The organism is Vibrio sp. 10N.261.55.F4, from assembly GCF_041470465.1.
GTDB lineage: Bacteria > Pseudomonadota > Gammaproteobacteria > Enterobacterales > Vibrionaceae > Vibrio > Vibrio crassostreae_C.
This window is the reverse complement of record NZ_JBFRMM010000001.1, coordinates 83956-103646: the sequence shown is the minus strand read 5'-3', so window position 1 is coordinate 103646 and position 19691 is coordinate 83956. Positions and strand designations below refer to the sequence as shown.

General features: G+C 45.2%; 18 protein-coding genes. 10 read left to right on the top strand and 8 right to left on the bottom strand.

Going from position 1 to position 19691, the window contains the following annotated elements; all coding sequences use genetic code 11:
- Positions 1-54: 54 nt before the first annotated feature.
- The 5 genes from AB4249_RS00485 to AB4249_RS00465 all read right to left on the bottom strand — a co-directional run bounded on the left by AB4249_RS00485 (position 55) and on the right by AB4249_RS00465 (position 2711).
- Positions 55-378, bottom strand: coding sequence for a DUF4144 domain-containing protein (locus AB4249_RS00485; RefSeq protein WP_372102139.1), 324 nt, complete (start codon positions 376-378; stop codon positions 55-57).
- A 31-nt stretch (positions 379-409) separates the two neighbouring features.
- A complete protein-coding gene (locus tag AB4249_RS00480; protein ID WP_017069754.1) occupies positions 410-676 on the bottom strand; it encodes a Txe/YoeB family addiction module toxin in 267 nt (88 codons plus the stop codon).
- A complete protein-coding gene (locus AB4249_RS00475) occupies positions 666-923 on the bottom strand; it encodes a type II toxin-antitoxin system Phd/YefM family antitoxin (RefSeq protein WP_017061616.1) in 258 nt (85 codons plus the stop codon). Before AB4249_RS00475 ends, AB4249_RS00480 begins: the two co-directional genes overlap by 11 nt.
- A 186-nt stretch (positions 924-1109) precedes the next feature.
- Positions 1110-1901 (bottom strand): CLCA_X family protein, encoded by a 792-nt coding sequence (locus tag AB4249_RS00470; RefSeq protein ID WP_372102138.1) that lies wholly within the window; start codon positions 1899-1901, stop codon positions 1110-1112.
- 120 nt (positions 1902-2021) lie between these two features.
- Positions 2022-2711: a flavin reductase family protein gene (locus tag AB4249_RS00465; RefSeq protein WP_017061618.1), complete on the bottom strand. Its 690-nt coding sequence runs from the start codon at positions 2709-2711 to the stop codon at positions 2022-2024.
- A 233-nt stretch (positions 2712-2944) separates the two neighbouring features.
- Between AB4249_RS00465 and AB4249_RS00460 the strand changes: the two genes are divergently transcribed.
- The 6 genes from AB4249_RS00460 to AB4249_RS00435 all read left to right on the top strand — a co-directional run bounded on the left by AB4249_RS00460 (position 2945) and on the right by AB4249_RS00435 (position 10987).
- Positions 2945-4276 carry a ferric reductase-like transmembrane domain-containing protein gene (locus AB4249_RS00460; protein ID WP_372102137.1) on the top strand — a complete coding sequence of 444 codons (1332 nt, stop codon included), beginning with the start codon at positions 2945-2947 and terminating at the stop codon, positions 4274-4276.
- A 139-nt stretch (positions 4277-4415) separates the two neighbouring features.
- Positions 4416-4823, top strand: a complete 408-nt coding sequence (locus AB4249_RS00455; RefSeq protein WP_017061620.1) for a hypothetical protein — start codon at positions 4416-4418, stop codon at positions 4821-4823.
- A gap of 168 nt (positions 4824-4991) precedes the next feature.
- Positions 4992-5930, top strand: coding sequence for a LysR family transcriptional regulator (locus AB4249_RS00450; RefSeq protein ID WP_372102136.1), 939 nt, complete (start codon positions 4992-4994; stop codon positions 5928-5930).
- A gap of 298 nt (positions 5931-6228) precedes the next feature.
- The gene (locus tag AB4249_RS00445; protein WP_372102157.1) at positions 6229-8109 is read left to right on the top strand and encodes a TonB-dependent receptor domain-containing protein; all 1881 of its coding nucleotides are present in this window, start codon (positions 6229-6231) and stop codon (positions 8107-8109) included.
- 14 nt (positions 8110-8123) lie between these two features.
- Positions 8124-9062 (top strand): alpha/beta hydrolase fold domain-containing protein, encoded by a 939-nt coding sequence (locus tag AB4249_RS00440; protein ID WP_372102135.1) that lies wholly within the window; start codon positions 8124-8126, stop codon positions 9060-9062.
- A 551-nt stretch (positions 9063-9613) separates the two neighbouring features.
- Entirely contained in the window at positions 9614-10987 is a 1374-nt protein-coding gene (locus AB4249_RS00435) for a carbohydrate porin (RefSeq protein WP_102320859.1), read from the top strand.
- A gap of 134 nt (positions 10988-11121) precedes the next feature.
- Here AB4249_RS00435 and AB4249_RS00430 read toward each other — a convergent pair whose 3' ends face one another.
- Complete coding sequence (locus AB4249_RS00430) at positions 11122-12108, bottom strand: LacI family DNA-binding transcriptional regulator (protein ID WP_017067468.1); 987 nt, start codon at positions 12106-12108, stop codon at positions 11122-11124.
- A 234-nt stretch (positions 12109-12342) separates the two neighbouring features.
- Between AB4249_RS00430 and AB4249_RS00425 the strand changes: the two genes are divergently transcribed.
- The 3 genes from AB4249_RS00425 (at position 12343) to AB4249_RS00415 (ending at position 16363) form a co-directional block, all read left to right on the top strand.
- Positions 12343-13782, top strand: coding sequence for a sucrose-specific PTS transporter subunit IIBC (locus AB4249_RS00425; protein WP_065584829.1), 1440 nt, complete (start codon positions 12343-12345; stop codon positions 13780-13782).
- 179 nt (positions 13783-13961) lie between these two features.
- Positions 13962-14921 (top strand): aminoimidazole riboside kinase, encoded by a 960-nt coding sequence (locus AB4249_RS00420; protein WP_372102134.1) that lies wholly within the window; start codon positions 13962-13964, stop codon positions 14919-14921.
- Positions 14918-16363, top strand: coding sequence for a sucrose-6-phosphate hydrolase (locus tag AB4249_RS00415; protein ID WP_372102133.1), 1446 nt, complete (start codon positions 14918-14920; stop codon positions 16361-16363). The genes AB4249_RS00420 and AB4249_RS00415 overlap by 4 nt, the downstream gene beginning before the upstream one ends.
- A 142-nt stretch (positions 16364-16505) precedes the next feature.
- Here AB4249_RS00415 and AB4249_RS00410 read toward each other — a convergent pair whose 3' ends face one another.
- Positions 16506-17948, bottom strand: coding sequence for an N-acylglucosamine 2-epimerase (locus AB4249_RS00410; protein ID WP_372102132.1), 1443 nt, complete (start codon positions 17946-17948; stop codon positions 16506-16508).
- Between the two features lie 143 nt (positions 17949-18091).
- Positions 18092-18739, bottom strand: a complete 648-nt coding sequence (locus tag AB4249_RS00405; RefSeq protein WP_372073864.1) for a glutathione S-transferase family protein — start codon at positions 18737-18739, stop codon at positions 18092-18094.
- Between the two features lie 98 nt (positions 18740-18837).
- On the opposite strand from AB4249_RS00405, the gene AB4249_RS00400 reads away from it, so the two are divergent.
- The gene (locus tag AB4249_RS00400) at positions 18838-19689 is read left to right on the top strand and encodes a LysR family transcriptional regulator (protein WP_102428694.1); all 852 of its coding nucleotides are present in this window, start codon (positions 18838-18840) and stop codon (positions 19687-19689) included.
- The last annotated feature ends 2 nt before the right edge of the window (positions 19690-19691 follow it).

Genomic DNA, 19691 nt, shown 5'->3' with positions numbered 1-19691 from the left:
GTTTTTGTTTAATCTGTCTTGGGGATTCGCTTTGATACGAGCTCTTAAGCAGTATTAGCGAGCCTCAAAAGCCAAAGACTGAATCGCTTCTTCAATCGTTAGGAAGTGGATCTTCATCAGGCACACTTCAGCTTTTTGAAACTCGTGGTTTCGAATCAGTTTAGTCACGCTTTCAACCGAATACTGCTCAGCTCGTTTAGCTAAACCCAGTTGATTTGATATCGATTGAAGTGCGTAGCTGTTACCCTCTGAATCAATGAGGTAATCATCTTCACCCAGGATCATGTCTGAGCATTCTGCTTGAAATTCGTGTTCGGATGCGACGTAAATAAGCTCATCATCACCGTCGAGTTTTACCAAAGATGGCCAACTGATCATTACTGCCCTTTCTATGTGCTGCTTACTGCTTTTAATAGTGGTGACGACAAGCAATTATATAAAAGTTATCGTCATCTGCTTTATACACTAATCGATTCTTGTCATCGATTCGTCTTGACCAAAAGCCAGACAGGTTGCCGACTAGTGGCTCCGGCTTTCCAATCCCTTCAAAGGGCGTTCTTTTAGCGGCTTCAATCAACTTATTTAGTTTCTTGAGCGTTTTCTTGTCTTGGGTTTGCCAGTATAGGTAATCTTCCCAAGCATTATCTGTAAATACAATCTTTCGATCATTCGTCATTATTCAATTCTCGAACGGTTGTATTTCCGGCTTCGAGTTGAGCAATAGATTCAGCCAATCTTTCAGCGTTTTTAGGCGAGCTCATTAGGTACAAGGTTTCTTGCATTGAATTAAAATGATCAAGAGACATGACCACTGCATCTTCTGAATCTCGTCTGGTTATTACCGTAACATCAGAATCGTCTACCACTCTATCGAGCACAGACTTAAGGCTATTTCTGGCCTCAGTAAAAGAAACAATATTCATCACTTATTTACCCTGTTGTTTTTGGATATGTTTAATCTTTCTATATACACAGAATAGTTAATCATTCATGAATTAACTATTCTACATGTTCCGCTTGTTGTACATGTTATATCAGAGCTTACACATGATCAACTTATGGTACATGTCATTCATTGTAAATATGCAGAGAGTTACTGACTCAAAATGCTATTTACTCAAAGATCGCCCTAATGGTGCGAAGTAACCTTGCAGGGCTTGGTATATCTCTTCTCGATGCGCCATATCCGGATACACGGGGTACATATCAGGCTTGGTTGTGCCATCCACTAGATAAGCGTTCTTGATATCGGAACACGATTCAATCACGGATTCAAAAGCGCGCGCCATCATCTCTGTGGGTAGTGAGAAGTAACGGGCAGACATCGCCTTGTCGGCAATAACACTGCGAGCCACGTAATCGTGTTTGTCTAGGTTATTGTCGCTAAGCAGTGTGACATCGAACAGTGACATCAAACTCTCGTTTAATGGATGAGATCGTACTTTTCTATCGTGCAACCAACAGTCGCTGGCGAACAAGATTTGCTTACGAGGGCCGGAGGTGTCACCAATCTCAAACGCTTTCTCAGCGATATAGTGGTCAAATGCATGCCAAAACTCGTGAGCGAGCGCGCCAGCTCCGGCATTCTTCGCGAGGGCTAATTCTCGTTGGTTCGGGGCATAGTGTGCTTGTACGCCTTTTCTGCCGCCACTGCCGAACGCTAAGCCTAATGTGCCGCGAAGGCCAATCGCTTCTGGTGGCAAAGCCAAGATGTAAGCCAAGTCGGCTAGCGAATCGAATATCAGATTTGCGGCCAACTCTTTTTCTTCTTTCGTCACCCAAGCACCCACACGAATGCTGCCCATACCGAAGGTTTGTTTGATGTCCATGAATGACACCTGATCGCCATGTCGGTAGTCTGGGCCTTCGCGCGTTTTGTATTTAAAGTGAGTTAACTTCAAAAGGGTCCTTGGAAACAGACGTAAGAATGAATAGTGTGCTCAGTGAGATGCGCCTGTGTGAGATGCATCTCTTGGAATTAAAGGACGTTAGCACTTTTGATAGCAAATTGCCGAACAAAATTAGTTTAGATTGAGTTCGAAAGCTTCCCATGAAGTTGGGTTACCTTCACGAGTGAGTGGAAAGAGTGGCTGTTGTGGTTTTGCATAGCTTAATCGGTGCAGTCTTTGAGTTACGTGGTAGCTATCAAGCCCTGATACCGTGACCAAATCCAACGCTTCTAAATCAAGGTAGCCATCCGGCATCACGGCGCGTTTGGGTGCGTGAATCGTTATAACTTCACCGATCAACATTTGCGTTTGATTGCTTTCGATTGTTATCTGTTCTTTGAACGCTAACCCTATCTTTAAACTGCTCTCCAAGACGAAGGGAGCGGGGAATGTGTCGTCATAATAGGCCGTTAAGCCGACCGCGTTGAATTCTGAGACTGGTTTAGGGTAGCGAGCCGAGGTTTGATGGGCCTTTTTAACAAAGTCAGCACCAATGCTGTTAACGGTGAAGTACTTAGTTTCTAGGATGTTTTCTAGCGTATGACGTCGGCTTTTATCTGGGCGAACAATAAAACCAAGCAGCGCGGGATCAGACCCTAGGTGAATGACAGAGCTCACTATCGCAAGGTTTTCAAGCCCCTGTTTATCACAAGTACCAATTAGGTTGGCGCTTTTAAATCCAGATAGGGAGTTAACCAAACGAATGCGGTGGCGCGGGTCCATTGTTTGGATATCTTGTTTAGAAAGGGTCATGTCCTTCATATCTTCTCTTCTTCTCATTTATTGTTATCTTCGAGCATGCTCACTAACGGACTTATATGTACGAAGAATCCGCTTTTATCGATCAAAGAGCGCTTATTGGCCGTGGGCAGTTTGTCTCTTTTATCTCTGCTACAGCACAATGAACGAGATCCTTTGCATAGATTTACGTACGTTGACGTCCCTTTACATCACAGGAGCTAAAGTAATGATGTCGTCTTTATGAGTGTTAACAAATGGAAACAGTCCGCAATATCATTTGGGCAATGATTGCCACAATGTCAGCCTTTTGGTTTGCGATGGAACCGCAATTATTCGCTTCAAGCGATGTCTTTGAATGGCGCTCAGCCATGATTCAGTACTCAGGTATTTTGTCTCTGGTTTTAATGTCCATCACAATGATCTTGGCGATGCGTTTGCCTATGGTTGAGAATTGGCTGAAAGGTATGGATAAAGCATATCGAGTCCATAAATGGCTCGGTATCGGTGGTGTTGCACTGGGTGTGACACACTGGTTGTGGTACCAAATACCTAAGTCATTGGTGGTGTCTGGTGTGTTAGATAAGCCTGTTCGACACGATGGTTCAGGGCCGCAAGCTGTTTTGACTGGATGGGAGTTATGGGTCAATGAATTACGCGGTATTGCTCAGAGTATTGGCGAGTGGGGCTTCTACTTGTTGCTCATTTTACTGGTGGCGTCACTATGGGCGGCAGTGAAGTACAAACCGTTTAAATTGTCGCACCGTCTGATGTCGGTTGCGTACCTGTTTATCGCTTTCCACTCAGTAATCCTGCTTAAACGAGCGTATTGGGGAGAACCTATTTATTATCTAACTGTGGCATTTGCTTTGGCTGGGTCTATCGCAGCGATTTACAGTTTGTTGGGCTTGGTTGGGCGTCGTAATCGTCACTCAGCGACGATTATCTCGACTCGCTATTTTCCACAAGCTGAAGTGATGGAGCTGGTGTTAAAACCGGAGGCATCTTGGCAAGGTCACAAAGCTGGGCAGTTTGCGTACTTGCGTTTCGGTAATGAAGACCCGCATCCGTTTACCATTGTTTCTGGCAGTGATGATCCAGAGCTGCGCTTTTTGATCAAAGAGCTGGGTGATTTTACTAATGGCCTATATGAACGAGTGAAAGCGGGCGATGCGGTTACGGTTGAAGGACCCTATGGTCGACTTTATTTTGACCTAAGCAAGCCACAAATTTGGATTGCTGGTGGTGTCGGGATAGCGTCGTTTTTTGCAACACTTGAAGCGCTCAAAACAGAACGAGATCATCCTCGTATTCAACTGTTTTATTGTACTCGCGGTGTTGATAAGCAATTAATCGATGAGTTGTGGCACCTAGCACACGCGGTTGGTGTGAAGTTGACCGTGATAGATACCTTGCACTCACCGCGGCTAAACGCCGGAAGAATTGTCAATCAATGTGGCGACCTCAACGAGTACGAGATGTATTTCTGCGGGCCGGAGTTGTTCTCTACATCACTGAAAAAAGAATTAGACACCTATCAATTTGATATTGAAAAGCACTACCACGAAGAGCTGTTTGTGATGCGTTAAAGCCAACTATTGGAGCTGTGATTGTTAAATTAGTCAATCGGCACAGTGTAAAAAGGCGTAAAGTCACTCAATTTGTTATTGCAGCGGTTTGCTATTGAGCGATACCATATAGGGCTGTTTCTTTGGTAAAGATGTAATTATGTCAGATGAAAAACTCGCACTCGAATGGATGCGCCAACAAGCTCATAAAGTTGACCCATACGTTATCGATCCATCGTTTGATGAATGCGTTGAGTTGCTTGATCCTGCCTTCAAGAAAGGCAAGAGTGTTGCTCAACTCAAGTATCTGTTATCAGAAGCAGATCGCCGAGCGGGCGCGGCAGAACGTAAGCATGCGGCTTTAAAATACGCCAAAGAGAAAAGCCCAAATGCTGGTCAAATCTTGCGACTGCAAAGCAAGCTTCAACAAGTTCAGTTGGCTCTCAAGCTTGCCACTGGCGATAACAATATGACCATATCTCAGTTCTGTTCAGAGTATGACGTGACTAAGCGTGACGGCAATACGGCATGGAATGAAAAGTTGGTGGAGCAGGGTAAGAGAAAGTAGCGATCTCTATTTCTATTTTTTGATTTAGTCGTTTTTCTATTGAACTTTAAATCATGCTCGCAGAGCCGTTAACTCGGTATCTTGAACCCCAATCATTGATATGCATTGCCGTGGTTTGAGCGCGGCGTATTGTCTCAACGATGCCCTCATTATTTTGGTGACGCACTCATGAACCTCTCCCAGATTGACCTGAATCTTCTTTTCGTTCTTAAGCATTTACTCGAAGAAAAACACGTCTCTAATACCGCAATGTCTCTGAACATGAGCCAGTCTTCGGTAAGTCGTACGCTACAAAAAATGCGTACCTTCTTTGATGATGAGCTGCTGGTACGTAAGAAGTATGGCTATGAGCTGACCCCAAAAGCAGAGTCGATTAAAAACGATATCAACACCGTTATTACTAACCTGGAAAAGTTGGTTCATAAGCAGTCGTTTGACCCAAGCAAGGTTGATAGTACTGTGAAATTTTATGGCTTACTGCCTCAAATTAATACCTTAATGCCCAAGGTGATCGCTAAGATCCGCAAAGAAGCGCCGAACATGATCGTGAGTTTAGATTCTGCGCCCAAGCGTCATTTCGAAGCCTTGGTCGCAGGTGATGTGCACTTTGCCTTATCTTCGCATCAGCCGCCTTCTGCTGAGCAAAATATCTATCGTATGACAGTGGCGAAGCGCACGTTCCGTTTGTTGATGAGCCGAGAGCACCCATTGGCGAATGAAACTCTGACCCCACAAAAGCTGGCGGAATATGATTTTGGCCAAGTCTCTCTACAAGGTGAGAAAAGGCTTTCTTTCGAACACAAATACCAAGAACTCGGTTTAGCCAATAAAAAGCAGCGCCTGTCTGCACCTGTGCAGTTGGGTAACTTCAGCTCGGCGCCAAGTATTGCTGCTGAAACCGACATCATCTTTCACCTTCCAACACCTTTTGCAGAAGCAGCGTGTCATGATCCCCGCCTGATCACCAGAGAAGTCCCAGAAGAACTCCACTTGAGCTTTCAAGAAGTTTATTTGTACTGGCACAAGCGATTTCATGATGACCCGATGTGTGAATGGGTACGTGAAATATTCAAAGACCTCTATGTAGGCAAAGATACGTACTCTTAAAAGAGAGTGACTTCTAGTTAAGTAAGCACCGAAGTCTGAGTGATTTGAGAGCCGTTATTCGCAACATCATCAGTTTCATATCAAGCATAAGATGAAGGTAACTATCCGTCTGGCGGATAGCGATATTCTATTTTGGCGATAGCATTATGCTTGAAGCGAATGATTTACGCCGCTCTAATTGAGAATGATTATTAAATACAATCTCAATTTAAGTAGAGCCAAGATGAACACTATTCAAACGTTTACTCGTTCCCCCCTTTCTAAGTCTATAGCTGCTGCGTGTTTTGTATTCCCTGTGATGGGCTTTGCTAACGAACAAGTAAATCAAGTTGATACCGAAGCTTTGACCATTGAAGCGACGACTATGGAAACCATGGTTGTGACAGCAGCTGGTTATGAGCAGGTTGTCACTGAAGCGCCAGCGTCGATCAGCGTGATTACTCGTGAGCAGCTGGAAAACCGATCGTATAAAGATCTGACAGACGCGCTGCGTGATGTACCTGGTGTGATAGTGACAGGTGGTGGTTCGAGCCAAGATATTTCAATACGTGGTATGCCTGCAGAATACACGGCGATTTTGGTCGATGGACGCAAGCAGTCTGGCCGTGAAACACAACAAAACAGCAGTGGTGGCTTTGAGCAAGATTGGCTACCACCTCTAAGCGCGATTGAGCGAGTTGAAGTCGTGCGTGGCCCAATGTCGACGCTTTACGGTTCAGACGCGATTGGCGGTGTGATCAACATTATCACTCGTAAAGATTATCAAGAGTGGTATGGCAGCGTACGTGGTGAAACAACACTGCAAGAGAACTCAGACTCGGGCAATTCATATCAAAGCCAAGTGCATCTAGCGGGCCCTCTTATTGATGGCTTGTTGAGTGCTTCTTTCTCTGGTTTATATCAAGAGCGTAAGGAAGATGAGATTCTTTACGGATACGGAGGCAAAACATTAGAGAGTTACCGTGGCGCACTACACTTGACGCCTACGGATGACGATACTTTCTCGTTTGATTACACCTATCACGATCAAGAACGAGTGACGACGGATGGAAAATCGAAAACCACAGATTCTGAGCGTGTGAACAATCGTCAATCATTGGGCCTATCTCACTCAGGCAACTACGACTGGGGCTCGGGCACTTCATACATCAACAATGAAACGGTTGAGAATGAAGGCGGAGAAATGGAAGTGGAAAACCTGACTCTGAACTCACAATGGTCTATGCCTGTGCTTGAGGCGCACTACCTAACTATCGGCTTCAACTATACACGTCAGGAGCTGACAGATTCTGCAGAAGATCATGTCTTCAAAAATAACCAATGGTCACTGTTTGCGGAAGATGAATGGTACATCACCGATTCTTTTGCTCTAACAACTGGCCTCAGATTTGATCAAAATGACGTGTTCGAGTCTCATCTGAGCCCTCGCGTTTATGGTGTGTGGAGTGTCGACTCATATTGGACAGTGAAAGGCGGTGTTTCAACGGGTTATCGAGCACCAGGCTTAACTGAGATGGAAGCGGGTTGGGCGCAAGAAAGTTGTGGTGGCGACTGCTCGGTTTACGGTAATCCTGATCTAAAAGCCGAGACGTCAGTGGACAGTGAAATGGGCGTGTACTTTGTTGGCGATGCCGATTTAAGCTCGAACTTCACCGTGTTCTACAGTGACTTTAAAGACAAGATCGACAAGAAAGAGCTGAGCACTAACTGTGGCCGACGTGGTTGTGATTCTACCTACGTGAACATTGAAGACGCGATTACTTACGGTGCTGAATACACGATAAATAAAGGCATTACCGAGGCGATTTCTGTCGGTTCGACGTATACCTATACACATACTGAGAAGCAGTCTGGTGAAGATGAGGGTAAGCCACTAACACAAGTTCCTGAGCATTTAGTTACCGTAAATGCAGATTGGCAAGTACGTGATGATGTCCAATCTTGGATGCGAGTGACATACCGTGGCAAAGAGTCAGAACCGACAACGAGTAGTTCAAGAACACAATACGAAGCGCCATCAATTACTTATGTTGACTTAGGTGCCAACTGGTATGTGCAAAAGAACCTTAAGGTGATGGCTGGTATCTACAACCTATTTGAAGAACAAACCGATTACGAAGAGTTTGGCTACGTTGAAGATGGTCGTCGTTACTGGTTAGCAGCAGAAGCGTCATTCTAGATAAGAGGTTCATAATGAAAAAGATAACAAAATTACTGATGCTTTCATTTGTTGGATTATCGGCTGCTAATGCTAATGCTAATGCTAATGCTAATGCTAATGCTAATGCTAATGCTAATGCTAATGCTAATGCGGTATACACAGTAGAAAAGGACATCTTGTTTAAGACGGTAGAAGCACGAGAGATCAAGCTTGATCTCTACCTTCCCAAAACAGAAGCAAAGGTTGATGGAAAATATCCGTTGCTCGTTTGGGTACATGGCGGTGCGTGGAAGCGTGGCACTAAAGACGATATTCCGACTAAAAACCCGTTGTTGCTTAATTCTGTTTTGGATGAAGGTTATGCGTTGGCTGCGGTCGATTATCGTTTAAGTGGCGAAGCAACTTTCCCAAAACCAGTCGCGGATATTAATGATGCTATTAACTATCTTCATGACCATGCTAACAAGTACAATCTTGCCGCCGATAACGTGGTTATGATGGGGCGTTCAGCTGGTGGTCATTTAGCGGGATTGGTCGGCGCAAGTAATACGCACGGTGACATTAGCTTTTACTCAGAACCTAAGTATCGAGTGGCTGGAGTTGTAAGCTTTTTTGGCCCGACGGACCTTCTGGAACTAGGTAATAAAGGGAACAGACCAACCAGTAAAAAGTCGTCGGTGTCACGCTTTTTAGGTGATATCCCGAGTGAAGTACCAGAGCTAGCGGCACAAGCTTCAACGACCAGTTATATAAACAGTGATGCTCCGCCTTACATTCAGTTCCATGGAACACTGGATAAGCGAGTGCCTTTAGCGCAAAGCCAGATCCTCAAACATGCTTTGGACAAGTACGGCATTGAGAATCAGCTGTTTATCGAGGAGGGTGTTGGTCATAGTGCTCCAATTTTTGATACCGATAAGTATGTACCGCATGTGATTGCGTTTTTAAAGCGACATTATCCAATTAAATAATCTCTACTTTTGTGACGTTACAACGCGCTAGAAAGCATTCATTGAGCCATTTAAAGCCAAGTTGATCACTAAGGTTCAACTTGGCTTTTTTATTGGAAGCTTTCATAAGTATCTGGATTCATTTCTAACTTCCCTTTTATGATTCGATCGTCATTTATTAGATTGAACAAAACCGTGTTCACCTTCGATAATCGAGTTATTCATCAGTTAAAGGTGGTGGTTATTGTGTGTTTCATCACGCTTTGTTCGTAACTGACTCTAGCTTATCGACGACCTTGATAAAGGCTTCAATGTGCGCGATACACTATTTTTCGCCCATTAATCAATTTCACTTGTGACAAAGTTATCAGAATTATGCATTTTCGGTAACGTTCCCGAAATTATCGATCTATCATCCACTCAGATACAAAAGTGAAGTAATCAACACGACTGATTTCTATTTCTTCTTCGATATAGAGCTTATACATCAAAAGTATAAGCCGAAATGTGCTTACGAATTATTTTGGGAACGTTTGCAGATAATCCAAAACAATTAACGTGAGAACATCAGAATGAAACGACACATTTTAGCGGTTGCTGTAACAATGGGGCTAATGACTACATCGGTATTAGCAAGTGAAGACGTTGCAGCATTAGAGCAACGTATTAATGAATTAGAACAAAGGGTTGCACAAACAGAGCAGGTCTCTACCGAGGCCAATGAAAAGGCTTCTTCGTTTGAGTTTCACGGCTATGCTCGCTCTGGGTTATTGATCAACGACGACCTAAACGGCGCGACAGGTACTGGTCCTTACATGACAGCGGCGGGTGCCATTGGAGCTCCAATTGGACGTCTTGGTGTTGAAGATGATCATTACGTTGAAGCGAACTTGATTCATAAGCGATTTGCAGACGATGGCTCTAGTGCTTTGTTTCGCATCATGTTGGCCGACAGTACTGAGACAAATAACGAGTGGACTGCCAGCGAAAGCCAGTTGAATGTGCGACAAGTGTATTCAGAACTGAACCGTCTGAGCATGTTCTCTGAATCTGAAGCGTTTTCTGAAGCAACGTTTTGGGCGGGTAAACGATTCGATCGCGACAACTTTGATATTCACTTTTTCGATTCGGATATTGTCTTCTTATCAGGTACTGGTGCGGGCGTTTATGACGTTCAGATGAGCGACAACTGGAAAGCGAATTTCTCTATTTATGGCCGAGATTTTGGTGAGATTGATAGCTCGTCAACAGATGTAGAAAACTACATTGCAACCATGAATAACCGTATTGGCCAATGGCAAGTGATGTTGAGCGGTATGACCTCAGCAGACAACGATAGCCGCCTAAATGGCGCAGCTGAAAGCGGTGTACACGCAATGTTTGCGTACCATGGAGACAACTTCTTTGGTCTGAGCGAAGGCTTCTCTAAAACGGGTATGTTAGTGGGTAGTGGCCTAGGTGCAGAGCTAAAAGGCATCGGTTCAAATGGTGATCTACTGGATGACGCGAAAGCCGTTCGCCTGTTTAGCTACGGTGTCACTCGCATTGGCGACAACTGGCGCTTAGCACCTGCATTAATGGCAGAGCATAGCCAAGACCGTTTGAAGAAGAATGACGAGTTCACATGGGCTTCTTTAAACGTTCGATTAGCTCAAGAGTTTACAGAGAACTTTGAGATGGTTTACGAAGGTTCATTGCAATACATGGATTTAGACAACTCGACAGAGCAAGCGAGCGGCGGTTTCTACAAAGCGACAGTTGCACCAACACTGAAGCTTTCAACTAGCACTGGTTTCTTTGATAGGCCTGAACTGCGTTTCGCTGTGAGCTATGTGGATTGGAGTGAAGACCTGAATGGTTACTCGATTAGCACTGAAGCAGATGCTGCAACGATGGGAGAGGGCGGCGAGGTTCTGTTTGCACTGCAGATGGAAACTTGGTTCTAATTGCTTGATATATCGTTTAGATAGAGAGTGTTACTCATGATGTGATAGTCGCATCACCAAATGCCAACCTTATCGTTTCAACTCGAAGGTTGGCATTTTTTATCTTGGGATAACCTGATCTCTGAAATAAATCGCTAGCAAGACTCTCGGTCAATAGTGGTGAAGGTCAACACCATCTTGCTCATTTCAAAGCCTTTTTTCTCAATACGGTCGAGTAGCAGCTTGGCTCCATTTTCTCCCGCTTTATCAAACGCATAGTTAAACGTAGACAGCGTTGGTGTGCATACTGAAGCAAGTTCATCATCACCCACGCCGAGTACCAAGACATCCTTTCCTGGAACGAGGCCCGCTTCTTGAATTGCTCTGATCGCACCGATTGCGATACGGTCAGTGGCGCAGAATAGGCCGTCGAGCTTGGTGTGCTCCTTGAGATACTGCTTCGCCAGTTGGTAACCTGATTCTATGGTGAAGTCGCCACGGGCGTGAAATTGCAGTGTGAGGTCGTTAAATTGAAGCGATTGAGCGAAGCCTTCCGATCTCATCTTATCAACCGCAATATCATCACCTTGCACACCGATGAATCCCATATGCTTACAAGCTTTCGCTATGAGGCGATTACCCGCTTCAAACCCTACGCGAGTGTCGTCGTGCACAATGCTTGGGATGTTAAACATTGACCCGTCTTGACCAACCAATACCACGGGTACGGCAGAGCTTTGAATCGCTTTGACTAATTGGTTGTCGAGGTGGGTCGCGTACAGGATGATGCCTTCAACACGCTTCTGGTTAAATATCTGAATATATTCAAGTTCTTTATGGTGTGTTTGGTGTGTGCTCGCTAATAATACATGCTTGCCCGCTTGCTCTAAGACGGCGGTTAAACCATCGACACCCTGAGAGGTGGCATGGGAAGAAACCCTAGGAACAATCACGCCAACCAGGTTGGTTTTTTGGGACTTTAAGTCTTTAGCGACTTGGTTTGGGAGATAGCCACACTCTTCAACCGCTTTACGCACCTTCACCTTGGTCGCGTCTTTTACGCCATACTCATCATTGATTACTCTTGAAACCGTCGACTTGGAAACTCCAGCGAGACGAGCGACATCATGAAGACTAGCCATTATTCATTATCCAATTGTAATTTTAGTTTTGGGATTGTTTGCAAACAGAGCATCAAATTTACCTGTTATTAGGGGATTTTAACCCTGTCTTCTTATCCTAGGGAGATAATTTGAAGATCATTCTCACACTATTGAGCAGTTATCTTTGATCATTTGTTATTTCTAGGCAAAAATTTGTTTTGCAAACGTTCCCGAAAATTCAAAAGCTCAAATGATAATCCAATGGGGTATGTAATGAATTATCCAAAAATAGCAAAAGAGCTGCTTTCTCTATTAGGTGGTAAAAGTAATATCACCGCACTCGCACACTGCGCGACTCGTCTGCGTCTTGCGGTTGCAGACCAAGATAAAATTGATGAACAGGCGATTGATAACCTAGAAGGGGTTAAGGGCCAGTTTAAAGTGGCAGGTCAATATCAGATCATCTTTGGCTCAGGCATCGTAAACCAAGTTTATGCTGAGTTGGCTAAGCTGACTGAAATGACGGAAATGTCGACCAACGATGTGGCGTCTGCAGGTGCTGACAACCAAAATATCCTGCAACGCGCGGTGAAAGGCCTGTCTGATATTTTTGTACCAATCATTCCGGCGATTGTTGCTGGTGGTTTGTTGATGGGTATCTACAACCTATTGACGGCTCAAGGCTTATTCATTGATGGCAAATCTTTAATCGACGCTAATCCGGGTTTGACCGACTTAGCAAACATGATCAATACATTTGCTAATGCTCCTTTTGTGTACTTACCTATTTTATTAGCATTTTCAGCGAGTAAGAAGTTTGGTGGTAACCCATACCTTGGCGCGGCTTTAGGTATGTTGATGGTTCACCCAGACTTGCTTAACGGCTGGGGCTTCGGTGGCGCATCAGTGTCGGGCAGCATTCCGGTTTGGAACATTTTAGGTTTCGAAATCGAGAAAGTAGGCTATCAAGGTTCAGTACTACCCGTTCTTGTTTCTGCGTTTATTCTAGCGAAAGTTGAGCTTGGGCTGCGTAAAGTTATTCCTTCGGTTCTGGATAACTTGCTAACGCCGCTATTGGCGATTTTCATAACTGGTTTGTTAACATTCACGATTGTTGGTCCATTTACTCGTGATATCGGCTTCCTGCTTGGTGACGGCCTAAATTGGTTATACAACAGTGCTGGCTTCATTGGCGGTGCGGTGTTTGGTTTGATTTATGCGCCGTTTGTTATTACTGGTATGCACCATAGCTTTATCGCGATTGAAACTCAGTTGCTTGCGGATATTGCAACAACTGGTGGTACGTTTATCTTCCCTATCGCGGCGATGTCTAACGTGTCACAAGGTGCAGCGGCACTGGCGGTTGGTTTCATGAGTAAAGATAAGAAAATGAAAGGTATCGCGATTCCTTCTGGTGTGACCGGTTTGCTTGGTATTACTGAGCCTGCAATGTTCGGTGTGAACTTGAAGCTTCGCTACCCATTCATTGCTGCGGTTTGTGCAGCTGCGGTTTCAAGCGCGTTTATCACTATGTTCAATGTGAAAGCACAAGCATTGGGGGCGGCGGGTATTCCTGGCATCATCTCAATATCGCCGGAAAAAATTGGCTACTACGTGGTAGGTATGATTATCGCGTTCGTGACTGCCTTTGCTCTGACCGTTGTTTTAGGTTTACGTGAGAGCAGCAAGCAAAACATTAAAACAACAGCTTAACGTTTATCCCTAGAAGTGAAGCCCCCCTTTTCACTTCATTTCCTAAGCTTTGGGGTGCTAGCTAGGTGATTTGGCTTAGCTAGCCTTTTTATATTTTTACATGACAGCGTGAAGTTTCACCTTGCTTTCGGTTGCTACTGCTTTCGGTTGTCATGATTTTCAGTTTTAAGGTAAGAAAGATGAATCAAGTTTGGGTAACTGGAGACGCCGTCGTCGACCTCATTCCGGAGTCTGACTCGACATTATTGAAATGTCCGGGCGGAGCTCCTGCTAATGCCGCGGTAGCGATTTCTCGCCTTTTAGGCAAAAGCGCATTTTTCGGCCGAGTGGGTAACGATCCGTTTGGCACTTTTATGGAAGTGACTCTGCAAAAGGAAGGTGTGAATACCGAGCGTTTGGTGAAGGACCCTGAACAACGCACGTCAACCGTGGTGGTCGATCTTGATGACCAAGGCGAGCGTAGCTTTACGTTTATGGTTAAGCCAAGTGCCGACCAGTTTATGTCTGTTGAAGACATTCCCGAATTTAAGAAAAACGAGTGGCTACACGTCTGCTCGATCTCTTTGGCTAATGAACCAAGCCGAAGCAGTACCTTCGAAGCGATCCGACGTATGAAAGCCGCGGGCGGTTACATCAGCTTCGATCCAAACCTTCGTGATGAAGTGTGGCAAAACCCATCTGAAATTAAGTCTGTGGTCATGAAAGCGGTTGAATTGGCTGATGTGGTTAAATTCTCAGAAGAAGAACTGGATTTCTTAACCGATTCAACTTCGATGGAACAAGGTTTGGCTAACATTGCAGATCTTAACAACACGCTTGTTCTGGTTACGCAGGGCGCGAAAGGCGTTTGGCGAGTATTTGAAAACCAAGGTGTGTTGATTTCAGGTCGCTCAGTGACGCCAGTGGATACCACGGGTGCAGGCGATGCTTTTGTTGGCGGTTTGCTTGCAAAGCTTTCTCAAGATGATGAGTGGAACAATCAACAAGTCGTCGATTCTGCAATTCAGTGGGCGAATGGGTGTGGTGCACTGGCGACCACGCAAAAAGGCGCAATGACCGCACTTCCAACGCAAGAAGCTCTTACTCAGTTTATTCAAAAAGACTCTTCAAATACGAATGCCGTAGAGGAGAGTGTATGAGTTTGAACTCGAACTGGACAGTAGAGCAAAGATATCGCCGTATAGAAGATATTTCTCTAGAGAGTATTGATGCGATGGTAGAGCTTCGCAAACAAGACTCTGGCTATCCAAGCTACCATATTGCGCCTAAGTTTGGTCTGCTTAATGATCCGAATGGTCTGTGTTTCTTTAATGGTGAACACCACCTATTTTACCAATGGACGCCAGTTGGCCCCGTCCATGGTATGAAGTACTGGTACCACCTTTCTACCAAAGACTTCGTTCATTTCGAAGACCACGGTATTGGCTTGCACCCAGACCAAGATTACGACTCTCACGGTGTTTACTCTGGTGGTGCATTGGTTGAAAACGACAATGCATTGTTGTTTTTTACAGGTAACAAGCGCGATGGAAATTGGTTGCGAGTGCCAACTCAATGTTTTGCCAAGATGTCTGCTGACGGCAAAATAGAAAAGCACGGCGTGGTTATCGAAAACGATCACTACACCGAACATTTCCGAGACCCAAAAGTGTGGAAACAGGGCGGCGATTATCTGATGGTTGTGGGTGCTCAAACGCCTCAAAATACTGGCTCTATGGCGCTATATTGCAGCCGAGACCTGATGAATTGGCAGCACAAAGGTCCAATTCAAACTCGTTACAACAACCTTGGCTATATGTGGGAATGCCCAGATTTCTTTGAAATAGAGAATCAGTCGGTGATGCTGTTTTCTCCACAAGGTGTGTCTAGCGAAAATCCATACGATTTCAAAAATATCTACTCGGTGGCTTATATCGTCGGTGACCGCTTAAATCTCGATTCGGTAGAACTGGAAAACCACCAAGATATTGCGCAGCCAGATTATGGCTTCGATTTCTATGCACCACAGACTTATTTAGATGATACAGACCGCCGTATTCTGATTGCTTGGATTGGTCTGCCTGAGATTGATACACCATCTAATGAGTATCAGTGGGCGGGCATGTTGTCGTTACCACGCGAACTTCAAATCCAAGATGGCTATCTTGTTCAGTCTGCTTTACCTGAATTGAAAGCGCTACAGGGTGAAGCTGTGGTGGTTGAAAATGCTCTTGAATTGGATACAACCAGCTTCATGGTTGAGCTCGAAACGGATACTGACGAGTTTGAGTTTACACTTGCTAACGTTGCGGGTGATAACATCGTGTTCAGTGCTACAGAAAAGGAGTTCATGCTTGATCGCAGTAAGATGTCTCAGCTCTACGCGGAAGAGTTTGGCTCAGTGAGAAAAGCACCGAGGTTGAGCACCAAGCAAACCATCGAGGTTTATGTTGATAAGTCAGTGATCGAAATCTTTATCAATGGCGGTAAGCACACAATGACCAGCCGTTTCTTCATTGATGACTTGAGTTCATTGTCGATGACTGGTGACGTGAACACCGTTTATCACTCGATGAACCCAATTAAAGGGTTGGACAACTAACCTCCGCTTATCTCCATCAAGAAAGCCGCTGATCAACAGCGGCTTTTGTTTGGTCTGCGACATCACTATTGTGCTAACTCTTTGACCTTGTCCATTCCCCGTAGCCCTGAATCTCAAGTCCATTTAGAACAAACAACCAACGCTAAGGTCGAATGTTATTGAAACTGACCTTCTGCGTTCCGTCATCTTTATTCAATAGCTCCACCACATCGCCTTGATAGTAATACGGTTCCATTGGCACCTCGCTGTTGGTCGGCCTTGCGTAATGCAATACTGCTGGCTTCGCGTCAACTTGCTGAGCGAACAAATAGCCAATCAGCGCATGTTCAAATTGGTGATAACCGTTGCCCCAATGGAAAGCTTTGGTGCGTTTTGGGTCAAGCCCGACACCACCGTATTTATGGTCGACCCATACATCATGAAAGGTCGGTAGGGTGTATTGCAGGACGTCTTTCATTGAACCATCGACAAGTGAAACCGTCATTGCTGCTTGATCAAGCTCCGCCCATTCCCATGATGAAGCCCAATTTGTGTTTGGTCTGATTTGCCAGCCAGTTATCTCTTGTCCTTTCCACGCTTTCTGAAGTTCTTCGCCATAATATTGGGATACACTCACGAAATTTTTCTGATATTGCGCATGAACGAGAGTGTGTTTCATCCCTTTGATGCCAAACTCTTTCCATTCAGAGTTATTCAATGTTTGGCCTGTAAGGTAAGTCATCCAATACGCTTTGATGGTGTGCCCAAAATCGTTGTGATTAGCATTCGGCATCTTGGCGGCTTTGCTGTGAATGGCCCCGTAGAAGCGTTGTTCATCTTCAGAGTGGTAGTGCTCGACCATGGTTTGTGTCAGCCAACTTAGATCATCAAGCCATCTTGTCTTGGTGGGCTCTTTTAGCAGGGGAGCGACTAACAGCATATAACCGTTAATCTGATCAAGTTGCGCGACCAGTTCACGCTGTGTGGCTTTGCCATCTTCACCATCCGCAAGTACCCAAGCAAGACCGCTGTTGTCGCTAAGTCGATATTTATCAAAGATAAAAGCTTGTTGTGCGATGAGTGCTTCTTCTACCTTTTTGTCTTGAGTCAGGTAGTAATACATGGCAAGGCCAACTAATGCATACGCTTGATCTTGAGAAGTACGCTGCTGCCAATTCTGGCCTACTTTTCCCTCTTTTGTGTAGCCGATAAAGCCGCCGTTTTGCTTATCTTCTAGCTGATCAATGATGTAGTAGGCTCCTTGCTTGGCAAGCGCTAAAGCCTGCTTATCGCCACTAAGGTGGTAGAGCACGCCATAGGCATAAGTTTGACGTGACTTCATCCGCGTAAACTCTTTGCCAAAGTGTGGCGTGATCCAGCCTTTGTTCAGTTCAGGGCATACATCGGAAACATCGAGCAAGGTACCGTCATCACAGCGGAAAGTAGGGAAGTTGCCTATCGGATCCCCTTGAGCGCTAGGCATTAACCAATAAGGTGCAAGCCCTTCAGTAGCATGATTGAGCCACTCTTCTCCAGAAGGAAGAGGGACGTAGGCAGATACGGCGAAGCTAGTAATACTGAGTAATGCGATCGTTGCTCGTAACATGATGTTTATCTTAACTATTTGAATTTATTTGAATATAAACAATCACATCTGCACATTGTGATTAGGCGATCACAATCGACCAAATTAATAAGGTTTAGATAAAAGCTCACAGACTAGTGAGCTTTGGAAGGGTGTCTTGTATTTTATACTGGCTTGCCCGCCTCATCTTCTTCAACCACATCGGTTTCTAAGCTTGCCTCTGCCAGCCATTTTTGTATTGATGGACTGTTAAGCACACGTTGTTGATACTGCGATGCCTTTTCGGAAAGTTGTATTCCATAGGTTTCTACGCGCAATGCGACGGGTGCAAACATCGCATCGGCAATCGACCATTCACCAAATAACCATCCCTCTGGGTATTGTTCCATTTGTGCAGACCATATTGCATCAATACGAGCGATGTCTTTCAGTGCGTCTTCACTCAGTGTGAGCTTTCGTTGTGCGCGGCAGTTCATCGGCATTTCATTTCTGACGGCAAAGAACCCAGAGTGCATCTCGGCGGAAATTGCTCGGGCATGGGCGCGTTCTTTCACTGAGCTAGGCCACGCTGCACCGTCCAAATAGGCATCGTTAACGTATTCGAGAATCGCCAATGAATCCCACACCGCAACATTACCATCAACTAGGGTTGGAACCTTGGCCGTTGGCGTCACTTTCGCCAGAGTGTCGTAAAAATCAGAGGTGAATAGCTTGAGCTTGATGACTTCTGTACTCAGGTTGTAGTTGTCGAATATTAGCCATGCGCGCAGTGACCAAGTTGAGTAGTTCTGGTTTCCAATATAAAGCTGCATCGTTGCTTCCTTGCGTTTGGTGAGTATGCTTTTGAGCTTAGGGGATTGTATTGCGGAGCACTAACGGATAATTTTGATGCAATACATTAATAAAAACGATGGGTGGTGATTTCAATATGGATATTGATGCTTTGCGAGGCTTTCTCGCGTTTGTGGAAACCAGTAGTTTCACTCGTGCAGCGAAACAGATAAATCGTACCCAATCGGCATTCAGTGCTCAGATGCGTAAGTTGGAAGAAGAACTCAACGTCACTCTTTTCCAGAAAGAAGGACGTAATTTAATACTGACTGAAGCTGGCTTAGCGCTGCGTTCTCATGCCGAACAGTTGGTCGCCCTCCACAACACCGCCCTCAAGCAAGTAAAGCGTTATGAAGACAAACAACCTCTGCGACTCGGCTGCCCTGAAGACTACAACGACACCATTCTGCCGAAAGTGATTCGCCTGTTGCAGAAAGCAGAACCCACCTGTTCAATCCAAATATTCAGCCTGCCCAGCATTACGCTGAGAGAGTGGTTGGATGACGGCAGGCTTGATGCGGCGATTGTCACCCGAGCGCCCGATAGTGAAGAGGGTTACTGGCTCACTCATGATATCGGAGTATGGATAAGCAGCCCTGATTATGTGTTCGATGAGTCTAAACCAGTGCCATTAGCCTTGTTTCAGACCGATTGTAAGTACCACGCCGCGGCAGTGAATGGCTTAACCAAGCAGGGCACGCCTTATCAGTTATTGGCGTGTAGCAATACTGCTTCAGCGCAGCGAGCGATCGTTAAAGCTGGATTAGCCATTGGCGCGATGGGTAAGCTGAGCGTGACTTCAGATTTGAGAATCCTCGATGATATGCCACCGTTGCCTTCGGTCGATATTGTGCTGATCCTAGCGACCAAGCATCACCCGGTATTGGATAAAGAAGTGCTCAATCAACTTGTGGAGCTGGGTTCTGAGTAGCT

Excerpts from the sequence above, each read along its gene's own strand:
- AB4249_RS00485 (WP_372102139.1), bottom strand. The coding sequence starts at position 378 with ATGATCAGTTGGCCATCTTTGGTAAAACTCGACGGTGATGATGAGCTT.
- AB4249_RS00480 (WP_017069754.1), bottom strand. The coding sequence starts at position 676 with ATGACGAATGATCGAAAGATTGTATTTACAGATAATGCTTGGGAAGAT.
- AB4249_RS00475 (WP_017061616.1), bottom strand. The coding sequence starts at position 923 with ATGAATATTGTTTCTTTTACTGAGGCCAGAAATAGCCTTAAGTCTGTG.
- AB4249_RS00465 (WP_017061618.1), bottom strand. The coding sequence starts at position 2,711 with ATGAAGGACATGACCCTTTCTAAACAAGATATCCAAACAATGGACCCG.
- AB4249_RS00460 (WP_372102137.1), top strand. The coding sequence starts at position 2,945 with ATGGAAACAGTCCGCAATATCATTTGGGCAATGATTGCCACAATGTCA.
- AB4249_RS00455 (WP_017061620.1), top strand. The coding sequence starts at position 4,416 with ATGTCAGATGAAAAACTCGCACTCGAATGGATGCGCCAACAAGCTCAT.
- AB4249_RS00450 (WP_372102136.1), top strand. The coding sequence starts at position 4,992 with ATGAACCTCTCCCAGATTGACCTGAATCTTCTTTTCGTTCTTAAGCAT.
- AB4249_RS00445 (WP_372102157.1), top strand. The coding sequence starts at position 6,229 with ATGGGCTTTGCTAACGAACAAGTAAATCAAGTTGATACCGAAGCTTTG.
- AB4249_RS00440 (WP_372102135.1), top strand. The coding sequence starts at position 8,124 with ATGAAAAAGATAACAAAATTACTGATGCTTTCATTTGTTGGATTATCG.
- AB4249_RS00435 (WP_102320859.1), top strand. The coding sequence starts at position 9,614 with ATGAAACGACACATTTTAGCGGTTGCTGTAACAATGGGGCTAATGACT.
- AB4249_RS00430 (WP_017067468.1), bottom strand. The coding sequence starts at position 12,108 with ATGGCTAGTCTTCATGATGTCGCTCGTCTCGCTGGAGTTTCCAAGTCG.
- AB4249_RS00425 (WP_065584829.1), top strand. The coding sequence starts at position 12,343 with ATGAATTATCCAAAAATAGCAAAAGAGCTGCTTTCTCTATTAGGTGGT.
- AB4249_RS00420 (WP_372102134.1), top strand. The coding sequence starts at position 13,962 with ATGAATCAAGTTTGGGTAACTGGAGACGCCGTCGTCGACCTCATTCCG.
- AB4249_RS00415 (WP_372102133.1), top strand. The coding sequence starts at position 14,918 with ATGAGTTTGAACTCGAACTGGACAGTAGAGCAAAGATATCGCCGTATA.
- AB4249_RS00410 (WP_372102132.1), bottom strand. The coding sequence starts at position 17,948 with ATGTTACGAGCAACGATCGCATTACTCAGTATTACTAGCTTCGCCGTA.
- AB4249_RS00405 (WP_372073864.1), bottom strand. The coding sequence starts at position 18,739 with ATGCAGCTTTATATTGGAAACCAGAACTACTCAACTTGGTCACTGCGC.
- AB4249_RS00400 (WP_102428694.1), top strand. The coding sequence starts at position 18,838 with ATGGGTGGTGATTTCAATATGGATATTGATGCTTTGCGAGGCTTTCTC.